Annotated in this window: 17 protein-coding genes; 9 read left to right on the forward strand and 8 right to left on the reverse strand. The window is 59.4% G+C overall.

The window, feature by feature from the left end; all coding sequences use genetic code 11:
• The first annotated feature begins 3 nt into the window (after positions 1–3).
• Positions 4–1,911 carry a DNA topoisomerase III gene (locus tag ACOTXL_RS14575; protein WP_022650874.1) on the forward strand — a complete coding sequence of 636 codons (1,908 nt, stop codon included), beginning with the start codon at positions 4–6 and terminating at the stop codon, positions 1,909–1,911.
• Between the two features lie 71 nt (positions 1,912–1,982).
• On the opposite strand, the gene gdhA is transcribed toward ACOTXL_RS14575, so the two are convergent.
• Positions 1,983–3,326 carry an NADP-specific glutamate dehydrogenase gene (gdhA, locus tag ACOTXL_RS14580; RefSeq protein WP_023315910.1) on the reverse strand — a complete coding sequence of 448 codons (1,344 nt, stop codon included), beginning with the start codon at positions 3,324–3,326 and terminating at the stop codon, positions 1,983–1,985.
• 225 nt (positions 3,327–3,551) lie between these two features.
• Here gdhA and ACOTXL_RS14585 point away from each other — a divergent pair, with 225 nt between their 5' ends.
• The gene (locus ACOTXL_RS14585; RefSeq protein WP_003857857.1) at positions 3,552–3,824 is read left to right on the forward strand and encodes a YnjH family protein; all 273 of its coding nucleotides are present in this window, start codon (positions 3,552–3,554) and stop codon (positions 3,822–3,824) included.
• Here ACOTXL_RS14585 and ACOTXL_RS14590 read toward each other — a convergent pair.
• Positions 3,784–4,200, reverse strand: coding sequence for a pyrimidine (deoxy)nucleoside triphosphate diphosphatase (locus ACOTXL_RS14590; protein WP_023315911.1), 417 nt, complete (start codon positions 4,198–4,200; stop codon positions 3,784–3,786). The two genes, ACOTXL_RS14585 and ACOTXL_RS14590, sit on opposite strands and share 41 nt — an antisense overlap.
• Before the next feature lie 75 nt (positions 4,201–4,275).
• Between ACOTXL_RS14590 and ACOTXL_RS14595 the strand changes: the two genes are divergently transcribed.
• Both ACOTXL_RS14595 and ACOTXL_RS14600 read left to right on the forward strand, forming a co-directional pair.
• The gene (locus ACOTXL_RS14595) at positions 4,276–4,848 is read left to right on the forward strand and encodes a carboxymuconolactone decarboxylase family protein (RefSeq protein ID WP_003857852.1); all 573 of its coding nucleotides are present in this window, start codon (positions 4,276–4,278) and stop codon (positions 4,846–4,848) included.
• Positions 4,838–5,455 carry a CDP-alcohol phosphatidyltransferase family protein gene (locus tag ACOTXL_RS14600; protein ID WP_045350496.1) on the forward strand — a complete coding sequence of 206 codons (618 nt, stop codon included), beginning with the start codon at positions 4,838–4,840 and terminating at the stop codon, positions 5,453–5,455. Before ACOTXL_RS14595 ends, ACOTXL_RS14600 begins: the two co-directional genes overlap by 11 nt.
• On the opposite strand, the gene ACOTXL_RS14605 is transcribed toward ACOTXL_RS14600, so the two are convergent.
• From ACOTXL_RS14605 to xthA, 6 genes are all read right to left on the reverse strand, one after another.
• On the reverse strand, positions 5,452–6,759 hold the full coding sequence (locus tag ACOTXL_RS14605; RefSeq protein WP_045350532.1) for a sulfurtransferase: 1,308 nt from the start codon (positions 6,757–6,759) through the stop codon (positions 5,452–5,454). The genes ACOTXL_RS14600 and ACOTXL_RS14605 overlap by 4 nt on opposite strands.
• 73 nt (positions 6,760–6,832) lie before the next feature.
• Positions 6,833–7,453 (reverse strand): ATP-binding cassette domain-containing protein, encoded by a 621-nt coding sequence (locus ACOTXL_RS14610; RefSeq protein ID WP_022650881.1) that lies wholly within the window; start codon positions 7,451–7,453, stop codon positions 6,833–6,835.
• Complete coding sequence (locus ACOTXL_RS14615; RefSeq protein ID WP_045350497.1) at positions 7,453–8,982, reverse strand: ABC transporter permease subunit; 1,530 nt, start codon at positions 8,980–8,982, stop codon at positions 7,453–7,455. Before ACOTXL_RS14615 ends, ACOTXL_RS14610 begins: the two co-directional genes overlap by 1 nt.
• On the reverse strand, positions 8,955–10,124 hold the full coding sequence (locus tag ACOTXL_RS14620; protein ID WP_072134609.1) for an ABC transporter substrate-binding protein: 1,170 nt from the start codon (positions 10,122–10,124) through the stop codon (positions 8,955–8,957). Before ACOTXL_RS14620 ends, ACOTXL_RS14615 begins: the two co-directional genes overlap by 28 nt.
• A 6-nt stretch (positions 10,125–10,130) precedes the next feature.
• Complete coding sequence (locus ACOTXL_RS14625) at positions 10,131–10,814, reverse strand: TVP38/TMEM64 family protein (RefSeq protein ID WP_032628204.1); 684 nt, start codon at positions 10,812–10,814, stop codon at positions 10,131–10,133.
• 6 nt (positions 10,815–10,820) lie between these two features.
• Positions 10,821–11,627: an exodeoxyribonuclease III gene (gene xthA, locus ACOTXL_RS14630; protein ID WP_022650885.1), complete on the reverse strand. Its 807-nt coding sequence runs from the start codon at positions 11,625–11,627 to the stop codon at positions 10,821–10,823.
• 433 nt (positions 11,628–12,060) lie between these two features.
• On the opposite strand from xthA, the gene astC reads away from it, so the two are divergent.
• The 5 genes from astC to astE are packed head-to-tail and all read left to right on the forward strand — an operon-like array spanning position 12,061 to position 18,083.
• Positions 12,061–13,281 carry a succinylornithine/acetylornithine transaminase gene (gene astC / locus ACOTXL_RS14635; RefSeq protein ID WP_022650886.1) on the forward strand — a complete coding sequence of 407 codons (1,221 nt, stop codon included), beginning with the start codon at positions 12,061–12,063 and terminating at the stop codon, positions 13,279–13,281.
• Positions 13,278–14,312: an arginine N-succinyltransferase gene (gene astA / locus ACOTXL_RS14640; RefSeq protein WP_022650887.1), complete on the forward strand. Its 1,035-nt coding sequence runs from the start codon at positions 13,278–13,280 to the stop codon at positions 14,310–14,312. Before astC ends, astA begins: the two co-directional genes overlap by 4 nt.
• The gene (astD, locus tag ACOTXL_RS14645) at positions 14,309–15,796 is read left to right on the forward strand and encodes a succinylglutamate-semialdehyde dehydrogenase (RefSeq protein WP_045350498.1); all 1,488 of its coding nucleotides are present in this window, start codon (positions 14,309–14,311) and stop codon (positions 15,794–15,796) included. The genes astA and astD overlap by 4 nt, the downstream gene beginning before the upstream one ends.
• On the forward strand, positions 15,783–17,108 hold the full coding sequence (gene astB, locus ACOTXL_RS14650) for an N-succinylarginine dihydrolase (RefSeq protein ID WP_045346450.1): 1,326 nt from the start codon (positions 15,783–15,785) through the stop codon (positions 17,106–17,108). The genes astD and astB overlap by 14 nt, the downstream gene beginning before the upstream one ends.
• Before the next feature lie 9 nt (positions 17,109–17,117).
• Entirely contained in the window at positions 17,118–18,083 is a 966-nt protein-coding gene (astE, locus tag ACOTXL_RS14655) for a succinylglutamate desuccinylase (protein ID WP_045346449.1), read from the forward strand.
• Positions 18,084–18,298 lie beyond the last annotated feature (215 nt).

Consider the following 18,298-nt stretch of genomic DNA (forward strand, 5'->3'; position numbering starts at 1 on the left):
TCGATGCGGTTGTTTATTGCCGAAAAGCCGAGTCTGGCGCGAGCCATCGCCGACGTGCTGCCCAAGCCGCATCGCAAAGGTGATGGCTTTATCGAATGCGGTAACGGGCAGGTGGTCACCTGGTGTATCGGTCACCTGCTTGAACAGGCGCAGCCGGATGTCTACGACAGCCGCTACGCCCGCTGGAATCTCAACGATCTGCCGATTGTGCCGGAAAAGTGGCGTCTGCAACCGCGTCCTTCCGTCACCAAACAGCTCAACGTCATTAAGCGTTTCCTGCATGAGGCGACGGAAGTGGTCCACGCGGGTGACCCGGACAGGGAAGGGCAACTGCTGGTCGATGAAGTGCTGGACTACCTGGAGCTGGCGCCGGAAAAGCGTCAGCAGGTGCAGCGCTGCCTGATCAACGACCTTAACCCGCAGGCGGTGGAGCGCGCGATTTCGCGCCTGCGCGCCAACAGCGAATTTATTCCCCTGTGTGTGTCCGCGCTGGCACGTGCCCGCGCGGACTGGCTGTACGGGATCAACATGACCCGCGCCTACACCATCCTGGGACGCAATGCGGGCTATCAGGGCGTACTCTCTGTTGGGCGTGTTCAAACCCCGGTGCTGGGGCTGGTGGTGCGTCGCGACGAAGAGATCGAAAATTTCGTCGCCAAAGACTTCTTCGAAGTCAAAGCGCATATCGTCACGCCGAAAGACGAACGCTTTACCGCCGTCTGGCAGCCGAGCGATGCCTGTGAGTCATATCAGGACGAAGAGGGACGGCTGCTGCATCGTCCGCTGGCGGAGCACGTGGTTAACCGCATTACCGGCCAACCCGCGATAGTCACCAGCTATAACGACAAACGGGAATCAGAGCCCGCACCGCTGCCGTTCTCCCTTTCGGCGTTGCAGATCGAGGCCGCGAAAAAGTTTGGCCTGAGCGCGCAGAACGTGCTCGATATCTGCCAGAAGCTCTATGAAACCCACAAGCTGATCACCTATCCGCGTTCGGACAGCCGCTATCTGCCGGAGGAACACTTCGCCGGACGCCACTCGGTGATGAACGCCATTGGTGTCCATGCGCCGGATCTGTTGCCGCAACCGGCGGTAAACCCGGATACCCATAACCGCTGCTGGGACGATAAAAAAGTCGATGCCCACCACGCGATAATCCCGACGGCGCGCACCAGCAACGTCAACCTGACCGACAACGAAGCAAAAGTCTATAACCTGATCGCGCGTCAGTATCTGATGCAGTTCTGCCCGGACGCGGTGTTCCGCAAGTGCGTTATCGAACTGGACATTGCCAAAGGCAAATTTATCGCCAAAGCGCGTTTCCTCGCGGAAGCGGGCTGGCGCACGCTGCTCGGCAACAAAGAGCGTGACGAAGAGAACGACGGTACGCCGCTGCCGGTCGTGGCCAAAGGCGACGAACTGCTGTGCGAGAAGGGGGAGGTGGTTGAACGACAGACCCAGCCGCCGCGCCACTTCACCGATGCGACGCTGCTTTCGGCCATGACCGGGATCGCCCGTTTTGTGCAGGATAAAGATCTGAAGAAGATCCTGCGCGCCACCGACGGTCTGGGTACGGAAGCAACCCGCGCGGGGATCATCGAGCTGCTCTTTAAGCGCGGTTTTCTTGAGAAAAAGGGGCGCTATATCCATTCGACCGAGCCGGGGCGCGCGCTGATTCATTCCCTGCCGGAGCTGGCCGCCAGGCCGGACATGACCGCGCACTGGGAATCGGTGCTGACGCAGATTAGCGAGAAGCAGTGCCGCTATCAGGACTTTATGCAGCCGCTGGTGGGGACGCTTTACCAGCTGATCGATCAGGCGCGCAGCACGCCGGTGAAGCGCTTCAGAGGGATGGTTGCACCAGGCGCGGGTGCGAAGAAACCGTTTAAAAAGAAGAAAAGCGCGGCCTGATACGCCCGGTTTTCACCCTCTCCCTATGGGAGAGGGCCGGGGTGAGGGCACCCGGCCGCACAATATAAACCTTAAATCACACCCTGCCCAATCATCGCATCGGCCACCTTCACGAACCCGGCGATATTCGCCCCGCGCACGTAGTTGGTTTGAGACGCCTCGCCGCCATACTCCACGCAGGCGTGATGAATATCGAGCATGATGTGGTGCAGACGGGCATCCACTTTCTCAGCCTTCCAGCTCATTCTCGCGGCGTTTTGCGCCATTTCCAGACCGGATGTTGCCACGCCGCCAGCGTTCGCCGCCTTGCCTGGTGCAAATAGTACGCCCGCGTCCAGGAACAGATCGGTCGCTTCAATGGTGGTGGGCATATTTGCCCCTTCCGCTACCGCTTTCACGCCATTGCTAATCAGCGTCCGGGCGGCATCCACGTCCAGTTCGTTTTGCGTCGCGCACGGCAGGGCGATATCCACCGGCACGCCCCACGGCTGTTTACCTTCCAGATAGGTCAGGCCAAACTCACGGGCATAATCCGCTACCCGACCGTCACGGCTGGCTTTGATTTCGCACAGACGCGCCAGTTTTTCTGCCGTAAAGCCAGCTTCATCCACTACGGTGCCGCTGGAGTCGGAGGCGGTCACCACGCGCGCGCCAAACGCCATCGCTTTCTCGATAGCGTACTGCGCCACGTTGCCGGAGCCGGAGACCGCCACGCGCATCCCCTCGAAGCTCAGCCCGTGACGCTTAAGCATCGCTTCAGTGAAATAGACCAGACCGTAACCCGTCGCTTCCGGGCGAATCAGGCTACCGCCAAACGACAGACCTTTGCCGGTAAAGACGCAGGCGCTGTTGTTGGAGAGCTTTTTCATCATCCCGGCCATAAAGCCCACTTCACGCCCCCCCACGCCGATATCTCCGGCGGGAACGTCGGTGTCGGGCCCAAGGTGGCGATAGAGTTCAGTGACCAGCGCCTGGCAGAAGCGCATCACTTCGCCTTCGCTCTTGCCTTTCGGATCGAAATCACTCCCGCCTTTACCGCCGCCCATCGGCAGGGTAGTGAGCGCATTTTTAAAGGTCTGCTCGAAGCCGAGGAACTTCAGAATCGACAGGTTCACCGAAGGATGGAAGCGCATCCCGCCCTTAAACGGCCCAATGGCGGAGTTAAACTGCACGCGCCATGCGCGGTTGACCTGCACCTGATTGCGATCGTCCACCCACGCCACGCGGAACTGGATGACGCGCTCTGGCTCTACCAGACGTTCAAGCAGCGCCATCTGGCGGTAGCGCGGATTTTCCTCAAGGAAGGGCCACAGGGTGGTCATGACTTCACGAACGGCCTGGGCAAACTCGCTTTGGTGCGGGTCGCGCTGCTGAACATGGGCAAGAAAGCTTTCCAGAGAGCGTGTCTGATCCATAGATATAAGAACCTCTTATAATAATTTATGCGTGTGGCGGAGATGTTTTGTGTCGTTTTTTTGACTATACCACCCGCACCGCTTTGAGAGGCAAGCAGAAATTTATGCTGCAAGGGAAATTAATGACAGGGCGCGCGTCATAACTAAAAGCGATGACGAGATACATTAAAGATCCCGTCCGGATCGACCGTTATAGATATAAACGATGCAAAGGAAACAAAGTCTATGAACCGTTACGCAATGGCCGCGTTATGTTTGATGGTGTCCGCCGGGGCACAGGCTGATCGCATTCGCCCGGATGTCGAGGTTAACGTGCCGCCAGAGGTCTTTAGCGCTGGCGGCCAGCGTGCGCAGCCGTGTAATCAGTGCTGTATCTATCAGGATCAAAACTATTCCGAAGGCGCAGTGGTCAGGGCGGATGGCGTGCTGTTGCAGTGCCAGCGTGATGAACGCACCCTCAGTACAAACCCGCTGGTCTGGCGTCGCGTAAAAGAATAAACGCTTCCAGCAGCGGTATATCCGCCGGGGCTAAATCATACGTGAACGCGTCTTCTGGCGTACACCATACCAACGCCGAGTGATAATGCGCCTTCAGCTCACCGCTAAATTCAGGCACATGCCAGGCGTGGAGGTGAATCAGCCGCTGCGACACCTCCCGCTGGTGGCTTGCCACATACCGCGCGGGCACGGCCTCAATGCCGAGCTCTTCGCGCAGTTCGCGGATCAGCGCTTCCGGCTGGGTCTCACCGGCTTCAACCTTCCCGCCCGCAAATTCCCACATTCCTGGCTGATCGGCATGTTCGGGACGCTGCGCCAGCAAAATCTTGCCCTCATTTTCGAGGATGGCCGCAACCACATCGAGTGTTTTCAGCATGTTCGTCAATAATTAATAGCGAAAAACGACATATTATCGTGCCCTTCCAAAGAGTCCAGTCATCAGGAGAATCAGGTGAAAGAGATATCCGCCTGGGTTGCGCCCATGGAAACCCTTCCCGTCAGCCTTAGCCCCATCGCCGCCATGCAGAAAAAACACTTCGGCGCGGTGCTGAACCCCACTCGCTGGTGGGGGCGTATGCCGCGTCTTTTCTGGCTGGTGGCGCTGTTTGTCGGCTATCTGGAGCGGCGCAAGGCGCGTTTGACCCCGGTTCTCCGATCGCTACTAATGACGCGGGTCTCGCAGATCTGCCACTGCGCATTTTGTATTGATGCCAACAGCCTGCGTCTGGCCGAGCGGAGCGGGGCGCTGGATAAAGTGCAGGCCGTCAGCGACTGGCAAAATTCCACCCTGTTCAGCGAAGAGGAGCGCGCGGCGCTGGCCTATGCGGAAGCGGTCACCGCCACGCCGCCTGAGGTGGATGAAAATATCAAAAGCCTGCTGAAGCGCCACTTTACGGAAGAGACCATCACCGAAATGACGGCTCTGATTGCCTTTCAGAATCTTTCCGCCCGCTTTAACGCCGCGCTGGATATCCCGACTCAGGGGCTGTGCGCCACGTTTAAAGGTAAACCACATGCTGGATAAACATCTGCACCCCCGGCTGAAACCCGGGTTAAATCAGCTGGCCGCCGCGCTGGATAAACCGTTTATCACGCCTGATGGCTTAACGCTCGCCGGGTTTGCGATTGGCGTGCTGGCGTTACCTTTTCTGGCGCTGGGCTGGTATCCGGCGGCGCTGATCGCCATTGTGCTGAACCGGCTGCTGGATGGTCTGGACGGCGCGCTGGCGCGTCGCCGTGGCCTGACGGACGCGGGAGGATTTCTTGATATCGCCCTCGACTTCCTTTTTTACGCCCTGGTGCCGTTTGGTTTTGCGCTGGCCGCTCCGGCTGATAATGCGATCGCCGCCGCCTGGCTGCTGTTCGCGTTTATGGGGACGGGCAGCAGTTTTCTGGCCTTTGCCGCGCTGGCGGGGAAGCATGATATCGACAACCCCGGCTATGCGCACAAGTCGCTTTATTACATTGGAGGATTAACGGAAGGAACAGAGACCATCGCGCTGTTTGTGCTGTGCAGCCTGTTTCCGGCGCATTTCGCGCTCTTTGCATGGGCGTTTGGCGCGTTGTGCTGGCTGACCACCACAACGCGCATCTGGAGCGGTTATATCACGCTGAAGTCACTTCCCCGCTAGCGTGCGCTCTCCGGTCCGCGCTCCCCGGTGGAGACCGGGTTCTGCGGATGGCTGCTCCATTCGTACCAGCCGCCGTCGTAGACGGCAACGTTCTGCCAGCCCATGGCGCGGGCGTACATAAAGGCTTCAGACGCGCGCCAGCCGGTACCACAGTAAAACGCAACGTGCTGCTCCGGCAGGATATTCCACGTTTTCCACATGGCGGCAATATCATCGGCGCTGCGCATGGTGCCATCCGGATTGTGGAAATCTTCCATGTGGGTCGCGTCGCTGCCCGCATGGCCCCAGCGCGCACCGGCAATTTCACCTTTTGGCTTGATATAGCTGTAGCCGCTGGTTTCACCGATAAACTCTGGCCAGGAACGAATGCTCACCAGCGACGCGTCCTGACGGTGCAGCATTCCCCGGGCCTGCTCCATATCCACCATCAGCTGCGGCTGGCCCGGGATCGGCGCGCCAAAATCAGGGGCTGGCTTCACGTTTGCAGGCGTTCCGCGCTCAACGGGCAGGCTGGCGTCGGACCACGCCTTCCAGCCGCCATCCAGAATCCGTACATCCTTCACGCCCGCGTAGAGCATGATCTGCGCCACGCGCGCGGCGGCATACACGTCGCGACCGTACAGAATGACGGTGGTATCGTGACGGATCCCGTGCTTCGCCAGCATCGCTTTCAGCTTTTCGTCAGAGACCTTATTCCACAGCGGTTCGCTTTCCACTTCATTGGTGTCGATATAGCCCGCGCCGGGAATATGGCTCAGGAGATAAAGCTTCGGCGCACCCCAGCCAGCCTCGATCACCTTCCACTCTCCGGCTGGTGCGGCGGTAACGGGTTTCCCCTGCTGCAACTGGCAGATCCACTGCGGATAAACCAGCTGTTCGAAATGCGCCAGACGTTGCAGACGGTCGGATTGTTGCAGGGCATCGCTCAGGGTGGAGACGTGGGTAAAGCCCGCTTTCTCCAGCCGTGTTTTGACGGTCTGGTTGTCATTATCGTTGCCATAGAGCGCAACCGGCATGTCTGGCGTAAGCCGATGCTGTTTTGCCCAGCCGCTGAGCTGTTCATCGCTCATTGCCCCAAGCCAGCTGGCAGAGAGATTAAGCGCGGCGGGCTCGTGCCCGGACGTTCCGCTCAGGGTCTGCGGCCAGCCGTTATAGAACGCACTGATGCGCGTATCAATTACCGCGCCATTTTGCGTCTGAAGCTGAGCCAGCGTGAGGGAGTGGGGCATATCAGCCGCCGTGGAGGAGAGTGAGGCGAGGCCGCAGATCAGGGCCAGCGCGGTCAGTTGAGAAACACGTTTCATCGAAAAACCTGACGTCATTAAAAGAGGGGGGCATTGTCGTCTCTCCTGAAGCCAAAAACATTGCGTTAGCACATTACTGCCAGCGAGAAATCTCAATCACCTCGCCGCCGGGCGGAATATCGTCCTCATCATGCGTGACCAGCACCACCGGGATCCTGCGCTGGCGAGTGACCTCGAATACCCACGCCCGGAATGAGGCGCGCAGCGTTTTATCCAGTCGACTGAACGGCTCGTCGAGCAGCAATGCCTGCGGCTGGGCGAGAAGGGCGCGCAACAGGCTGACCCTGGCGCGCTCGCCGCCGGAAAGGGTCGCCGGATCGCTGGTGTAGTGGTTTGCCAGCCCGGCAGTCTCCAGGGCCTGCTCGACCGCGTTGCGGCGGGCGCGCCCGACGATGTGCGCCGGCAGCGCCAGCATCAGGTTTTGCCCCACGCTGAAGGCGTCAAACAGCAGGGCATCCTGAAACAGAATGCCGATCCCGCGCGTTTCCACGGGGAGCATATCGCAGCGACGATCGTTCAGCCACAGCTCGCCGTGCGCCTTAAAATCAGCGGATAACGCCCCCACCATCCAGGCGAAAAGGGTCGATTTCCCACTCCCGGAGGGCCCCATCAGCGTGACGATCTCCCCTGCCGGGACGCGGAAGTTGACCTCATGTAAGAGCGGCGCAATGGTGAGATTTTTCACGGTCAGCATTAACGTAATCCTTGTCTGTGACGGCCCACGAGCCGGGAGAGCAGCGCGGCAAGGGCAAATACGCTGCTGGTCAACAACAACAGACCCAGCGCCCTGCTGGCGAGGATCGGAATGCTGCCGCCGCTGCTGAGGGCGACCGCCTCCGTCGTCAGGGTGGTGAAACGTCCCGCCCCCAGCCAGAGGGTAGGCATGTACTGGGCCATGCTCACGGAAAAGCCGGTGGCAAAGGCCAGCAGGGCCGGACGAACCATCAATGGGCATTTCACTAGCCAGAAAATTTTCGCCCGCCGCCAGCCCAGCGTTCTGGCAGTGAGGATAAGCCGGGGATCGAGCCGGCGCCAGGCCGGTTGTAGCACCAGGAGCATCCACGGGAGGACCCAGAGCATATGGCTCCAGAGCACCGCAGCGTACTGGCCGTCGATGCCCAGCCACAGCGCTACGGCGTATTGCCCGGACACGAGGGGCAGCGCCGGGAGGGCGAGCGGCAGCCAGATCCACACCGCGCCGCGCTGGGATCCCCACTCAAGCCAGAGCATGAGGATGGCCAGCGCTGTCAGGCTGGACAGCAGTCCCAGTGAAAGGCTGTCGCTGACGGGGCCGATGTCGTCCCGGCGTGCCAGCATCAGCAGAACCAGCGCACAGAGCACGCCGCACAGCGGCAGTAACCCGCCCAGCACCCGTGCGGGCAGCGCGCTATGCGAAGCGCGACGTACCCCGGAGGGGTCAGGCTGGGCGCGCCGCCATGCCGTCCAGAAGCCGTATCCCACCGCGGCAAGCGCCGCCAGCAGCAGGAGCAACACCAGACACAGCAGCGTTCCCTTGGTTTGCTGCTGCGCATCGCCCTGGGTGAGCCACTGCCAGGCCAGCACCGCCAGCGTAGGCGGGTTGCCCGGCCCGAGCACGATCGCCACATCCACCACGGAAAGCGACCAGGCGAGCACCGCCAGCATCACGGCGCCCAGCGCGGGGGCGATTGCCGGGAGGATGAGCCAGTTGAGCGCCTGCATTCGTCCGTAGCCGAAGGTATGCAGGACAATTTTCTGCTGTACGAGGCGCTTTTCAGGCAGCGCGGCGTAGATTGTCCACAGAACGAACGCACTCTCTTTGACCGCAAGCGTCAGGCCAAGCCCGATACCGTAGCGGTCAAGCTGCGGCGAACAGACTGTACAGATCCGGTAAAACTGCCCCCCTTCCGCAAACAGCAGCAGCGCGCTGGTGGCGAAGGCGACGTGCGGCACGGCTAACAGCCACGGCAAACGGGTGCTCAGGCGCTGCCAGCCTTCACCCGGCCAGAGAAGCGCAAGCAGGGTCAGGGCGATAAACAGTGAGCCCAGCGTCGCGATAAGCGCTGACACCAGCGTGGCGGCCAGCGCCTGCGGCAGCTGCGGGTCGGCAAACAGCGTCGCCCAGTTGCCGGGAGAAAACGCCGGGGCCAGCAGCATGCCGCTGGCGGGAAGCAGGGGCAGATAGATGACCGCCATTGCCGCCCAGACCAGCCCGCTTAGCGGGTTCCGTAGCGGCGAAGCCATTCCTGCTCCAGGGCGTTAACCCAGGCGGCGTGCGGTTCGGGAAGCACATCAGGCGTGCCTGAGGGGGTAAAGGCGCGAAGCTGTTTTGCCGCTTTCGCAGGCAGTTTTTCGCCATCCAGCACGCTCGGGTCACCCCAGACGGCAGGATTAGCTTTGCGGATCTGCGCCTGTGGTGACAGCAGGAAATTCGCCACCACTTTCGCACCTGCGCTCGCGCTGGCGTTTGCCGGGATGGCGACAAAATGGACGTTGCCGATCATGCCTTTGAGAAAGCCGAAACTGTAGCTGTCGGCAGGCAGTTCACCGCTCGCCACCTTTTGCATCGCATGGGCGGGGTTAAAGGTGAGCGACAGGTTCAGACTGCCGCTGGCCAGCAGCGTATCCATGCGCGCAGGCGACGGAGGAAAATCGTTTCCTTCGCGCCACAGCAGGGGGTGCAGCGTATCAAGGTAATCCCACAGCGGCGCGGTGACCTGCGCAAAGGTACTGTCTGGCGCGTTTTTTAACGCCTCCGGATGGGCGGTCAGCGCCAGCAGTAGCTGCTCAAGAAACGCCGTGCCGGTAAAATCCGGCGGTCGCGGATAGCTCACCTTGCCAGGGTGCTGTCGGGCGTATACCAGCAGCGCGTGGGGATCTGCCGGTGGTGTCGGCGTACTCGCTTTACGGGCGATAAAGGTTAATTGCGCGCCGCCCCACGGGGATTCTGCCCCATCGGTCGGGATGGCAAAATCTTCCGTTACCGGTTTACGGGTATCGACGTAGCGCCAGTTGGGCAGGGTTTGCGCCCAGCCGGTGAGCAGCAGGTTTGCCGCTTTCAGGTTGCGGAAGTTTTCCCCGTTTACCCAGAGCAGATCCACCGACCCGTTACTGCTACGTCCTGCGGCATGTTCCGTCTGGATCCGCTTCACCGCGTCGGCGGCATCGGCCAGATGAACGATCTTCAGGTTGATGGCGTAGTGCGTTTTCATCTCGCCGCTTACCCAGTCGAGGTAGCGGTTAACGGCCTCGTCACCGCCCCAGGCGTTAAACCAGACGGTCTGCCCGGTGGCCTGTTGCTGAATGGATTGCCAGCTCTCTGCGGCGAAGGCAGAGGTTGCCAGCAGCAGACTCGTCAGAAACGCGCAAAAACGCACCCGGCGCATAATGCCTCACTTTTTAATCGAAGGGATGTAACGGGAAAACAGCCAGCGAGTGACCAGCGGTAATAACCCTAATAGTGTAAAGGCGAACAGCAGTCCCGGCGACAGAATATCGCGCAGCGAGGTGAGTTTCCCCAGCTCGCGTCCGGCGTTCAGATAAATGACGGTGGCAGGTAGCATTGCAAGCTGGCTGACCCACCAGTAGTGACACACCCTGAGACGGGTTAGCCCCATCAGCAAATTGACCAGAAAGAACGGGAACAACGGCATCAGGCGCAGGGCAAAAAGGTAGCGCGCGCCGTCGCGATCCATTCCCGCATCTATCGTGCTCATCTGTGCGGCAAAGCGCCGTTGCACCCAGTCTCGAAGCAGATAACGGCTGACGAGCATGGCAAGCGTGGCGCCGAGCGTCGAGGCAAATGACACCAACAGCGTCGCCTCCCACAGGCTGAAAAGCGCCCCGCCGAGCAGCGTCAGAAGCGCGGCTCCGGGGATCGATAGCGCGGAGAGCAGAACGTAAACCGCAAAATAGAACAGCGCGCTCTGAAGGGGCGCTTGCTCCACACGAGCGAGCAACGTTTGCTGGTGTATTTTTAGCGTGTCGAGGGAGAGCATGCCCGGTGGAAGCAAAACAACAATTAAAACAAATGCGCCCAGAAGGGCGCACAGGAGACTGATTTTTTTAATATTCACTGAAGTTTACAGCTTGAACGTTGCCCATACCGGCGCATGGTCGGACGGCTTTTCCATGCTGCGGATGTCATAGTCGATACCGGTTTCGATGCAGCGTTCGGCCAGGGGGGCGCTCGCCAGCAGCAGATCAATACGCAGGCCCCGGTTGTCATCGAAGCCTTTAGAGCGGTAGTCAAACCACGAGAAACGGTCCTGCGTTTCCGGGTTAGCCGTGCGGAAAGTATCCACCAGCCCCCAACCCAGCAGGCGCTCCATCCACTCGCGCTCCTCCGGCAGGAAAGAGCATTTGCCGGTGCGCAGCCAGCGCTTACGGTTCTCTTCGCCAATACCGATATCCAGATCCGTCGGGCTGATATTCATGTCGCCCATGATAAGCACCGGGTTTTCTTTTTTGAGTTCGGTTGTCAGGTAGTTTTGCAGATCCTGATAAAACTTCGCTTTGGCCGGGAATTTGGTTTCATGATCGCGGCTTTCACCCTGCGGGAAATAGCCGTTGATGACGGTCACATTGCCGAGTGCGGAAGGAATTTCCGCCATGATGATGCGGCGCTGCGCCTCTTCACCGTCACCCGGGAAGCCACGGCGCACCGACACCGGCGTATCTTTGGTCAGCAGCGCAACGCCGTAGTGGCCTTTCTGACCGTGGTAAAAAACGTTATAGCCCAGCTTCGCTACCTCTTCGAGCGGGAACATATCGTCGTGAACTTTTGTCTCCTGCAAGCCGATCACATCTGGCTGATGTTGCTCAACAATCGCTTCAAGCTGGTGAGGGCGGGCACGCAGGCCGTTGATATTAAAAGAGACAAATTTCATAGTCGCTGCCAATGCAAGGTGAATAGTGCAAGGATGGTAGCAGAATTTACGTCGTCTGTTATCCGCTTCGCCCAATTACTGCGACAGATAATGCCAACGGTGCAATATTTGCACCATTTCGGCGCGTTTTGCCCTCGAACAGGGCGTAAACGACCGATAAATTTCGCGAGCGATCACAATTCCAGAATTATATTTGGCCTCTGCATACTCTTTCTTGTTTTCATGCGGCAAAGCGCCGCTTGTCGTAAAAATATTCACTATTTATGCATTATAAGTGAATATCTCCATATTGTAACTCATTGATATTCTGTTACCCAAACCCATTTATGCATTTTTATCGCTGGCTGGCACGAACGCTGCAATCTACATTCACAGTGCAAACACTCAATTATTTAACATTTAAACAACCTTTTATTTACCGGATGAGGTCGCTATGTCTCTGTCAGTTACGCGTGAAAATTTCGATGAATGGATGATGCCGGTATACGCTCCGGCGGCTTTTATTCCGGTACGTGGGGAAGGCTCTCGCCTGTGGGATCAGCAGGGCAAAGAGTATATCGACTTTGCAGGTGGGATTGCGGTGAATGCGCTGGGGCATGCAAACCCGGCGTTGCGGCAGGCGCTGAATGACCAGGCGGCGAAATTCTGGCATACCGGCAACGGTTATACCAACGAACCGGCATTGCGTCTGGCGAAGAAGCTGATCGACGCCACCTTCGCAGAAAAAGTCTTTTTCTGTAACTCCGGCGCGGAAGCGAACGAAGCGGCGCTGAAGCTGGCGCGCAAATATGCGCACGATAAATTCGGCGCGCATAAGAGCGGCATCGTAGCCTTTAAAAATGCTTTCCATGGCCGCACGCTGTTTACCGTCAGTGCGGGCGGTCAGCCCTCATATTCTCAGGATTTTGCGCCGCTGCCGCCGGATATCCGTCATGCGGCGTATAACGATTTACACTCTGCCAGCGAGCTGATTGACGACACCACCTGTGCGGTGATTGTCGAGCCCATGCAGGGGGAAGGCGGCGTCATGCCCGCCCAGAAAGCGTTCCTGCAAGGGCTGCGCGAGCTGTGCGATCGGCATAACGCGGTCCTGATTTTTGACGAAGTCCAGACCGGCGTGGGCCGCACGGGTGAGCTGTATGCCTACATGCACTATGGCGTGACCCCGGATGTGCTCTCAACAGCCAAAGCGCTCGGCGGCGGTTTCCCGGTGGGGGCGATGCTGACCACCGAAAAATTCGCCAGCGTGATGACCGTGGGCACTCATGGCACCACATACGGCGGCAACCCGCTGGCAACCGCTGTCGCCGGACAGGTGCTGGATATCATCAACACCCCTGAGGTGCTGAACGGCGTGAAGCAGCGTCACCAGTGGTTTGTTGAGCGACTCACGGCCATTAACAGCAAAACTGGCCTGTTCAAAGAGATCCGCGGTCTGGGGCTGTTAATAGGCTGTGAGCTTGCCCCTGAGTTTGCCGGCAAAGCGAAGCTGATTTCACAGGAAGCGGCAAAGCAGGGCGTAATGGTGCTGATTGCCGGTGCTAACGTGGTGCGCTTTGCCCCTGCGCTGATCGTCAGCGAGGAAGAGGTCAGAACTGGCTTAGATCGTTTTGCGCTGGCCTGCGAACAGGTGAAGTCCGGGGTGTCATCATGATGGTCATCCGTCCCGTTGCGCACGGCGATCTCGCCGGGCTTATGCAGCTTGCCGGTAAGACAGGGGGCGGGCTGACCTCGCTGCCTGCTGATGAAAAAACGCTGTCGGCGCGCATTGAGCGCGCCCTGCAAACCTGGCAGGGGACGTTGCCAAAAAGCGAACAGGGCTATGTGTTCGTGCTGGAAGATACCGACACGGGAACCGTGGCGGGGATTTGCGCTATCGAGGTGGCCGTCGGGCTTAATGATCCGTGGTACAACTACCGCGTCGGCACGATGGTCCACGCCTCGAAAGAGCTGAACGTTTACAACGCGCTGCCGACGCTCTTCCTCTGTAATGACCATACCGGCGCCAGCGAACTCTGCACCCTGTTTCTCGATCCGGACTGGCGCAAAGAGGGCAACGGTTATCTGCTCTCCAAATCGCGCTTTATGTTTATGGCCGCCTTTCGCGACCGCTTCAACGAAAAAGTGGTCGCGGAGATGCGCGGCGTGATTGATGAGACGGGCTACTCGCCGTTCTGGGAGAGTCTGGGCGAACGCTTCTTCTCCATGGAATTTAGCCGGGCGGATTACCTGTGCGGCACCGGTCAGAAGGCGTTTATCGCCGAGTTGATGCCGAAGCATCCTATTTATACCCATTTCCTAACGCCAGAAGCGCAGGCGGTGATCGGCGAAGTTCACCCGCAAACCGCCCCGGCCCGCGCGGTGCTGGAGAAAGAGGGATTTCGCTACCGTAACTACGTCGACATCTTCGACGGCGGCCCGACGCTGGAATGCGACATTGACCGCGTTCGCGCCATCCGTAAAAGCCGCCTGGTTGAGGTTTCAGAAGGCCAGCCCGCGCCGGGCGAGTGGCCAGCCTGCCTGGTCTCGAACGAGAATTACACCAACTTCCGCGCCATGCTGGTGCGAACCAACCCATCATGCGAGCGTCTGGTACTGACGGCTGCGCAACTGGATGCCCTGAAATGTAACGCTGGCGACACGGTTCGCCTGGTGCGGCTCTGCCCTGAGGAGAAAACAGCATGACTCTATGGATTAACGGTGACTGGGTTACGGGCGAAGGTGACGCGCGGACAAAAACTAACCCGGTCGGCCAGGAGGTGCTCTGGTCTGGGAACGACGCAAGCGCCGGGCAGGTTGAGCAGGCCTGTCAGACTGCACGCCGCGCGTTTCCGGCGTGGGCGAAACGGCCATTCTTCGAGCGCCAGGCGTTGGTTGAGAAATTTGCTGCGCTGCTGGAGGCCAATAAAGCCGAGCTGACCCGCATCATTGCCTGCGAAACCAGTAAGCCGCGCTGGGAGGCAACAACCGAAGTCACGGCGATGATCAACAAAATTGCGATATCGGTGAAGGCGTACCATACCCGCACCGGCGAGCAGCATACCGAGATGCCAGACGGCGCGGCCACGCTGCGCCACCGTCCGCACGGGGTACTGGCGGTGTTTGGCCCGTATAACTTCCCCGGGCATCTGCCGAACGGGCACATTGTGCCTGCGCTGCTGGCGGGGAATACCGTCATCTTCAAGCCGAGTGAGTTAACCCCCTTAACCGGAGAAGCAGTGGTAAAACTCTGGGAGCAGGCGGGGCTGCCGCCGGGGGTGCTGAATCTGGTGCAGGGCGGGCGTGAAACCGGTCAGGCGCTGAGTGCGCTGAGCGACATTGACGGTCTGCTGTTTACCGGCAGTGCCGGAACGGGCTATCAGCTGCATCGTCAGCTGGCGGGGCAACCGGAAAAAATTCTGGCGCTGGAGATGGGCGGCAACAACCCACTGATTGTGGAAGATCCGGAGGATATCGATGCCGCGGTCCACTTGACCATTCAGTCGGCGTTCATTACCGCCGGACAGCGCTGCACATGCGCCCGCCGCCTGCTGGTTAAGCGCGGCGCGCAGGGGGATGCGTTCCTGAAGCGTCTGGTGGAGGTGAGCGCGCGTCTGGTTCCCGCGAAATGGGATGCCGAGCCGCAGCCGTTTATCGGCGGGCTGATCTCCGGGCAGGCGGCGCTGAACGTACTGAAAGCGTGGCAGGAGCACGTGGCGCGCGGGGCGAAAACCCTGCTGGAGCCGAAGCTGGTTCAGCCGGGCACGTCGCTGCTGACGCCGGGGATTATTGAGATGAGTGCGACGAGCAACGTGCCGGATGAAGAGGTCTTTGGCCCGCTGCTGTGCGTCTGGCGCTATGACGATTTTGAGTCGGCGATCGAGATGGCCAACAATACCCGCTACGGCCTGTCGAGCGGCCTGATATCGCCGCATCGCGAGAAATTCGACCAGCTGCTGCTGGAAGCGCGCGCCGGGATCGTGAACTGGAACAAACCGCTGACCGGTGCGGCGAGCACTGCGCCGTTTGGTGGCGTAGGGGCGTCGGGCAACCATCGCGCCAGCGCCTGGTATGCCGCCGATTACTGCGCGTGGCCGATGGCAAGCCTGGAAACCCCGGCGCTGACGCTGCCGGAGACGTTGAATCCGGGGCTGGATTTTACTGAGGGTGACGCCCATGAAAGCGCGTGAGGTTAACTTTGACGGCCTCGTGGGGCTGACGCACCACTATGCCGGGCTGTCGTTCGGTAATGAAGCCTCGACGAAGCACCGTTTCCAGGTCTCGAACCCGAAGCTGGCGGCGAAGCAGGGGCTATTGAAAATGAAGGCGCTGTCAGATGCCGGTTTCCCGCAGGCGGTGATCCCACCGCAGGAGCGCCCAAACGTGGCCGTGCTGCGCCAGCTGGGGTTCAGCGGTACGGATGAACAGGTGGTGGAAAAAGCAGGCACGCAGACGCCACACCTGCTTTCCGCAGCCAGTTCAGCCTCCTCGATGTGGGTGGCGAATGCCGCCACCGTTGCGCCGTCGGCGGATACGCTGGACGGCAAAGTGCATCTGACCGTTGCTAACCTGAACAACAAATTCCACCGCGCCAGCGAAGCGGAGACCACCGGGCGCGTGCTGCGCGCCATTTTTAATCATGATGCGCATTTCGAGGTACATTCGGCGCTGCCGCAGGTCGCGATGTTTGGCGATGAAGGGGCGGCAAACCACAACCGTCTGGGCGGCGACTATGGCGAGCCGGGTTTGCAGCTGTTTATCTATGGACGGGAAGAGGGCGGCCACGCCGCGCCGGTTCGTTATCCGGCGAGACAAACCTTAGCCGCAAGCCAGGCGGTTGCGCGGCTGAACCAGGTTAATCCTTCTCAGGTGATTTTTGCCCAGCAAAATCCGCAGGTGATCGACCAGGGCGTGTTTCATAACGACGTCATTGCCGTTTCCAACCGTCAGGTACTGTTCTGCCACGAGCAGGCGTTTGCCCATCAGGAAAAGTTGCTGGCCACGCTGCGCGAACGCGTGCCGGGATTTATGCCGATTCAGGTGCCCACGCAGGCGGTAAGCGTGCAGGACGCGGTCGAAACGTATCTGTTCAACAGCCAGCTGCTGAGCCGGGATGACGGCAGCATGATGCTGGTGCTGCCGCAGGAGTCCCACAACCATCAGGGCGTCTGGCGCTATCTCAGCGAACTGGTGCAGGCGGATAACCCGATTGATGAACTGCGCGTGTTTGATCTTCGGGAAAGTATGGCCAACGGCGGGGGACCGGCGTGCCTGCGACTACGCGTGGTGTTAACGCCGGAGGAATTGCAGGCCGTGAATCAGGCGGTGATGATGAACGACACGCTGTTCAATACCCTCAATGACTGGGTGGACCGCTATTATCGCGACCGTCTGGCTCAGGCCGATCTGGTTGATCCGCAGCTGCTGCGCGAAGGCCGCGAAGCGCTGGATGCATTATCAACCATCCTGCAACTGGGATCGGTTTATCCGTTCCAGCGCTAAGGAGACGACATGGAAAACTTACTGGCGCTGACGCTGGCCGAAGAGACACCGGAGCGGCAAGAGGGGGCAGGCCCTTCGTTCCACTGGCGATGGCTGGGGCCGGGCGTGCTTGAACTCACGCCGACGGGGAAATATAACCTGTCGCTGCTGCTTTCTACCGGCATTCACGGAAACGAAACCGCGCCCGTGGAGATTGTCGAACTATTGCTGCGCGCGCTGTATCGCGCAGAGATCACGCTGCACTGCCGTCTGCTGGTGGTACTGGGAAATCCGCCTGCGCTGGCGCAAAATAAACGGTATCTCGTGAGCGACATCAACCGCATGTTTGGTGGTCGCTGGGCGCAGTTTCCACAGAGTGATGAGACGACTCGCGCGCAATGGCTGGAGAAGGTGGTCACGGCGTTTTTTGCCGGGGCGGGGGAAACGCGCTGGCACCTTGATCTGCATACGGCCATTCGCGCCTCGTACCATGTGCGTTTTGGCGTGTTACCGCAGCGTCATCAGCCGTGGGATGAGGCGTTTCTGACCTGGCTTGGCGATGCGGGGCTGGAGGCACTGGTTTTCCACCAGACGCCAGGCGGCACTTTTACCCACTTCACCTGCGAAAATGTTGGCGCGTTATCCTGCACCCTGGAGCTCGGAAAAGCGCTGCCGTTCGGGCAAAACGACCTGACGCGTTTTACCCCTACGCATCAGGCGCTCCGGGCGTTGCTCGCCGGGGTTGCGCCGGAACCCACCCGGGAACCCGTCGTGCGCTATCGGGTCGTGCAGCAGATCACGCGTCAAAGCGAGGCTTTCCAGCTTCATATGGCACCCCATACGCTGAACTTTACGCCGTTTCGCCAGGGCGTCCTGCTGGCGGAAGATGGTGAGACGCGCTATGCGGTAAAGAAATCCACGGAATATGTTTTATTTCCTAATCCGTCGGTCGCGTTTGGTTTTCGAGCAGGTCTGATGCTGGAAAAAATGCCCTGAACGTCTCCCCTCGCGCAGACCGGAGGGGAAATGAAGAATAAATTTCTTAGCGTTAAAAGCGCTCTGGTATTGTTTGCGGAATATTCCTGGAGAATTGCTTTATTATTAAACGGCACTTCGCTATACTTCTCCATAATCTCTTTAAAATCATCCTGTTGAATATTTTTGTTTCATCTCTCCACGCTTTTTCCTTAATTTCTCCACAATTGGCGAAA

The organism is Enterobacter cloacae complex sp. IR5402, from assembly GCF_049238125.1.
Taxonomy (GTDB): domain Bacteria; phylum Pseudomonadota; class Gammaproteobacteria; order Enterobacterales; family Enterobacteriaceae; genus Enterobacter; species Enterobacter hormaechei_C.